The sequence below is a fragment of the Arsenicibacter sp. R0_47 genome (genome assembly GCF_057652235.1).
Map to the genome: position 1 here is coordinate 1 of NZ_JBYFCJ010000072.1, position 5720 is coordinate 5720.

Below are 5720 nucleotides of genomic sequence, written 5' to 3' on the forward strand. Positions count from 1 at the left end.
TCATCGTTTTGTAGTTTCGTCACCACAAAAATAGGACATACTGGTTCTTGCCTTTTTTTATGAGAAAGCCCTGATTTTGCCAATGCGATGTTATGTGAAGGAATTTTTAGTATCTTTGTATTCAAATAATTCACATTTTATGTATTTCAGCAAGCCTTGGTAATTAAAAATTAAAGTAAATTATTAAATCGTCTTTTTGAGACGGTTGCTATTTGGTACGTTAATTTTTAATTTAAAATAAGGTAATAATGAAAAATATAAAACCCTTAACTTTTCCGTTTAATTCGGAAAATAATACATCCATAAAACAAAGTCTTTTTCGATTTCGAGAATATTTTGATTCTTCTACAATTGTTGGTTTAGGCGAAAACGCACATTTCATAAAAGAGTTTTTTACATTCAGGCATCAAGTTATTGAGTTTTTAGTAACTGAATGTGATTTTGACACCTTGGCATTTGAGTTTGGTTTTTCTGAAGGATTAGAAGTTGATAAGTGGATAAAATCACAAATTCCATTCGACGATTTGGATAAGTTACTGTCACACTTTTATTATCCAAATGAGTTTAAAGATACTTTGCTATGGCTTCGTCGGTATAATCAAGACAATAATAATCAAATTACCTTTTTAGGTGTGGATATTCCTAAAAATGGAGGTTCTTATTTTCCAAACTTTCGTATTGTATCTGATTATTTGCAAAGACTTTCAATCGTTTCTTCTGATGTCTTACAGAAGATTTTAAATCTTGCTGAGAAATTTGATTTCTATTCGACTTCTCAGCTTGCGTTAAATTTATCGCTTTTTGATGAAGCTGAACATAATGAATTAAAAGCATTGCTATTAAAAGTTTACATTCGTTTGATTACTCTTCAACCAAAATTAGAAAGTTTAGAATTTCAATCGATAGTTCATCAAGTTAAAGGCTTGATTTATATGAATTATAATGCTGATGCTATGGAAAGTTTCATTACTGAAAGGGGAATTGAAGGAGATATGGGAGCAAAAGACCAGTATATGGCAGAAAGCATTGATTGGTTTTTGAAAAATTCACTTGGTAAAAAGATTATTTTGGTTGCCCACAATGCTCACATTCAAAAAACTCCGGTAGATTTTGATGGATTTATTAGTTGTTATCCAATGGGGCAAAGACTTTCGATGACTTTTGGAGAAAAATATAAAGCATTTGCAATAACTAATCTACGTGGAGAAACTGCGGCATTGTATCCTGATAATGATTATCAATTTGGCTTTAGGGTTGATAAATTCCCACTTGATTTTCCAGAGTCGGATTCTGTTGAATTTATTATGCAAGAATTTGGAGGAAAAGAATGCTGTTTACTAATGAACAGAAGTACGGAATTAAAAAATTGTAATAAGATTCGATTTGATTCGATGTGCCTAAAAACTGAAATAGAAGAAGCTTTTGACGGAATTTTTCTAATAGAAAAATCAACTGTTTCAGAAGTAGTGGATTGAGAATTTATAAATTTAATTTCGAAACGGCACTTTCTTTTTGGAGGTGCCGTTTTATTCTTTCACATAACGTGCCGCGTATTGGCGATGGGCGGGATTTTTAGCACTGAACTTTAATCGAAGAACAGAAGTTGAATTTTGCACTTCCGTTGATACGAAGCCGTTCAGCCCGCCTATTGCCAATACGATGTTGTACGACGTAGTTATGTTTTGGGTTTTAGTCCAGCTAAATATTTTCGTATGTCATTTTCTAATTTATCCGGGTATTTGTACTCTAATTTTTTTGACAATTCAGTTCCTATTTCTGAAACTAAATCAGTCATTGAAAATAGAGCAGTCCAATTTTCCTTTATATCGCTCCCTGAAAATGTTTGTTCTGTTTTAGCCCACATTTCCTGGTTAAGATACTTTTTGAAAAGCCGTCCATATTTATTGGTCGTTATGTTCCAATTGTGTTCACTTGCAATGTGCCATTCAATTAAAGGAATTAAATATTCTGTGCGAATAACGGTTTCCGACATAAATTTCGCATAGAATATTTCATCTCTCACAAGACACTTTGCCACGTAAGTTGTGTCCCACCAAAAATCGTTTATTAGATTTTGAAACTCTTTTTCAGACGGTTTTTTGATAATGGAAATTTGATAAGTTGGTTTCAGCATTTGCTTTGTAATACCATCTTTATCAATTAAAATTTTATAACCAATATCCCAATCTTCTGGTAATTCTTTCTCTTGCGTTTCCTTTATAAATTTTGATTTGCTGTAAAGTTTAAAATCTACTTTCACACCGTCTTCATAAAGTAGCATTTTCATTGCGTGTTTATGGTTAAAACAACTTTCGTCTTCTTCAATCATAGCAATTGGATTTCCGAATTTAAGCGTCCAGCTTTTGTCTGAAATGTAATTTGTATTATCCTCAAAAACAAATTCAATGTCTAAATCACTAAATTCGTCAACAAGTGCTAAAGGATTTACAAGTGAACTTGTCAGAAGAAGAACTCTTACATCTTCGTTTTTCTCCGACCATTCTATAATTGTTCTTAACTTTTCTTCTCTGACTTTCATTTTGTTTGGTTCGGTTTTACTATGTCGTACAACGGTTCTCAGCTATACGCAGGCAGGGATTTTAACCACTGAACTTCCTACGAAGAACTGAACTTTAAATTTACCACTTAACTGTCCTACGAAGCACGAAACCCCTGCTTGCGTATAGGTGATGTTATGCGGTCGGTTTTCATTTTCTCTTCTTTCTCGTTAATTTGTCAAGCAAAGTTACTAAATTTGCAGTCAAGCAATTTCAATTTTTGAATTATGTATTTCAGCAGACCTTGGACTTCTATCTAAGTGATAGGCAGTCCTGAAAATTCCAATCTCTTTTAGGTCAAGACAATTAGTCTATGGGTTTCGTGTACCGACTTTTTTGTAAAGGCGTTACGTTGTCATAGTTGCTCTGTCGGGTAATACTGTCTATTCACTTCTCCACGATTTGAATTCAAGTATTCACCTGTAAGAAGTTACTAATGACAAAAAAGAAATTGCCCGTTCGTTTTACGGGTCAGCACTTTACTATTGATAAAGTGCTAATAAAAGATGCAATAAGACAAGCAAATATAAGTAATCAGGATACGGTTTTAGATATTGGGGCAGGCAAGGGGTTTCTTACTGTTCATTTATTAAAAATCGCCAACAATGTTGTTGCTATTGAAAACGACACAGCTTTGGTTGAACATTTACGAAAATTATTTTCTGATGCCCGAAATGTTCAAGTTGTCGGTTGTGATTTTAGGAATTTTGCAGTTCCGAAATTTCCTTTCAAAGTGGTGTCAAATATTCCTTATGGCATTACTTCCGATATTTTCAAAATCCTGATGTTTGAGAGTCTTGGAAATTTTCTGGGAGGTTCCATTGTCCTTCAGTTAGAACCTACACAAAAGTTATTTTCGAGGAAGCTTTACAATCCATATACCGTTTTCTATCATACTTTTTTTGATTTGAAACTTGTCTATGAGGTAGGTCCTGAAAGTTTCTTTCCACCGCCAACTGTCAAATCAGCCCTGTTAAACATTAAAAGAAAACAGTTATTTTTTGATTTTAAGTTTAAAGCCAAATACTTAGCATTTATTTCCTGTCTGTTAGAGAAACCTGATTTATCTGTAAAAACAGCTTTAAAGTCGATTTTCAGGAAAAGTCAGGTCAGGTCAATTTCGGAAAAATTCGGTTTAAACCTTAATGCTCAAATTGTTTGTTTGTCTCCAAGTCAATGGGTAAACTGTTTTTTGGAAATGCTGGAAGTTGTCCCTGAAAAATTTCATCCTTCGTAGTTCAAAGTCGGGTGGTTGTCAAGATGATTTTTCTGGTTTGGTGTCGTCTTTTAAGCTGCCGCATAACGAAAAATGGTAGCCGTAGTTGCCGGATTTACAGCACTTTCGTATCAATTTAGCACTTCGGTTCGTTAAAAGCACCAAAGTATCAAGTTGGCACGAAAGCCGGCAATTATCGGCTACCATATGTTAGTGGCATTTATCATTTCATTATATTCATTTGCTTTAACGCATTTTTTGTTACATTAATTCTCGATGAAATAAAATCATCAACATTCAATCCGTCTGTCGGAATTACATTTGTTGCAAAAAAATAAACATTAGATTTTGTTTCAACATAACCAACAAACCAACCATTATATTTTTCTTCTATCGAACTTAATCCAGTCTTACCGCTTAAAATGTAATTTTCAGTTCGCTCAATTTCCATAATATTTTTGACAATCTTTATTGTCCTATCAGAAATTGGAAATTTTGAAAAATAGAATTTCCTTAAAAAGTCGATTTGTTGTTTTTGAGATATTTTTGAATTTCCTTCAAGCCAAAAATTGTCAATCGTTAAACTGTCAAAAATCATATTTTTATACTCAAATTTTTCTAAATATTCTTTCATTTTAATTGTTCCGATTTTCCTTGCAATTTCCTGATAGCAAGGAACACAGGAAATTCTAAAAGCATCTTTAAATGATAAATCTTTTTCCCAAATATCCATTTTTCTCTGCTCGCCATTCCATTTTAAAATAGTTGTATCATTTTCAATAATGCCTAATTCAACAGCAATTATAGAATTTGGAATTTTGAATGTTGATGCAGGTAATTTTCCGTTTTTAGCCCAATCAAAGTCATTTGAGTAAAAAGTATTCTTGTCGTTATCATAAATTAGAATTGAACCATTTACTTGAAAACTATCTAAAATTTTGTCAAAATCAGAAATTTCTGTTTCAATTATGTTTTTATTCGTTGTTGTGTTACAGCAAACAAATAAAAATATCATTGAAATAAAAACTACAAATAAAATATTTTTCATTTATTGTCTAATTATCGTTTGTTTTTGTTGCCACTAACGGGAAACGCATTGGCGAAGTGGCGGATAAATTGGACAAAAAGTTCAATTTAGCAGTGACGTAGCCGATGTGTTTCCACAGAAGCTAAATTATTAAAAAAAGCTGAATGTGGAACACATTCGGCGGAATAAAATGCACAAAAGTTGAGTTTGGCACTTAACCCGCCATTTTGCCAATGCGATGTTATATGCCGTATTTTTTGATAAGATAATTTAAGTCAGCTTCGTTTAAAATTCTAATGTTTGCTTTTTTTGATTGGTTTAAGTCGTTTATTTTTTGGATTTTTGACCAACCACAATCTTCACCTGCAAAAACAAAATCTACTTTACCTGTTATTCCTGATTTTATTTGTCCACCAATTTTCATTAGAAAAGTTTTTATTTCTTCTCTTTCTATTGAAAAGTTGCCCGTAATAACTATTCCTTTTCCTATTAAATCAATGTTTTCAAGTTCGTTTTGAGTTATTTGATAATTTGATAAATGCTCTTCATTTTCTTCTAAAACATCTTCACTTGGTTGATTGAAATAATTATTATTTGTTTTAGGCTGGTCATCAATTTTTCTTATTAGTTCTTGATAACTTGGATACTTGTCAGTCAATTCGCCAAATATTAAAGCACAAAGTTTTGCATCGAATTCTGGGTCGTGATGATTTGTTACTTCTAAGTCCAAACTCTCTGCTAAATCTTTTATTTTTTTAGGCATCCCAAGTTTATCTGCAAATAACATTGTGTCAATATAACTTATGACATATGGTTTTAAATTATAATGTTCATATAGATTTTTCTGATTATCCGTTTATGCACCTGTTATATTCGCAATTACTAGTCTGTCAAAGAGTTTGTCTCCAAAATACCGTCT

At 32.2% G+C, this 5720-nt stretch carries 5 protein-coding genes; 2 read left to right on the plus strand and 3 right to left on the minus strand.

Annotated elements, in window-relative coordinates:
- Nucleotides 1-248 precede the first annotated feature (248 nt).
- Complete coding sequence (gene ere(D), locus AC23NW_RS35780) at nucleotides 249-1475, plus strand: EreD family erythromycin esterase (protein WP_009040233.1); 1227 nt, start codon at nucleotides 249-251, stop codon at nucleotides 1473-1475.
- A gap of 200 nt (nucleotides 1476-1675) precedes the next feature.
- Here ere(D) and AC23NW_RS35785 read toward each other — a convergent pair whose 3' ends face one another.
- A complete protein-coding gene (locus AC23NW_RS35785) occupies nucleotides 1676-2539 on the minus strand; it encodes an aminoglycoside 6-adenylyltransferase AadS (RefSeq protein ID WP_003013318.1) in 864 nt (287 codons plus the stop codon).
- A gap of 455 nt (nucleotides 2540-2994) precedes the next feature.
- Here AC23NW_RS35785 and erm(F) point away from each other — a divergent pair, with 455 nt between their 5' ends.
- Nucleotides 2995-3795 carry a 23S rRNA (adenine(2058)-N(6))-methyltransferase Erm(F) gene (gene erm(F), locus AC23NW_RS35790; RefSeq protein ID WP_004295323.1) on the plus strand — a complete coding sequence of 267 codons (801 nt, stop codon included), beginning with the start codon at nucleotides 2995-2997 and terminating at the stop codon, nucleotides 3793-3795.
- Between the two features lie 202 nt (nucleotides 3796-3997).
- On the opposite strand, the gene AC23NW_RS35795 is transcribed toward erm(F), so the two are convergent.
- Nucleotides 3998-4822, minus strand: a complete 825-nt coding sequence (locus tag AC23NW_RS35795) for a class D beta-lactamase OXA-347 (protein WP_004295324.1) — start codon at nucleotides 4820-4822, stop codon at nucleotides 3998-4000.
- A gap of 220 nt (nucleotides 4823-5042) precedes the next feature.
- Nucleotides 5043-5588, minus strand: coding sequence for a BRCT domain-containing protein (locus AC23NW_RS35800; RefSeq protein ID WP_005807148.1), 546 nt, complete (start codon nucleotides 5586-5588; stop codon nucleotides 5043-5045).
- Nucleotides 5589-5720 lie beyond the last annotated feature (132 nt).

Excerpts from the sequence above, each read along its gene's own strand:
- AC23NW_RS35785 (WP_003013318.1), bottom strand. The coding sequence starts at position 2,539 with ATGAAAGTCAGAGAAGAAAAGTTAAGAACAATTATAGAATGGTCGGAG.
- AC23NW_RS35795 (WP_004295324.1), bottom strand. The coding sequence starts at position 4,822 with ATGAAAAATATTTTATTTGTAGTTTTTATTTCAATGATATTTTTATTT.
- AC23NW_RS35800 (WP_005807148.1), bottom strand. The coding sequence starts at position 5,588 with ATGTTATTTGCAGATAAACTTGGGATGCCTAAAAAAATAAAAGATTTA.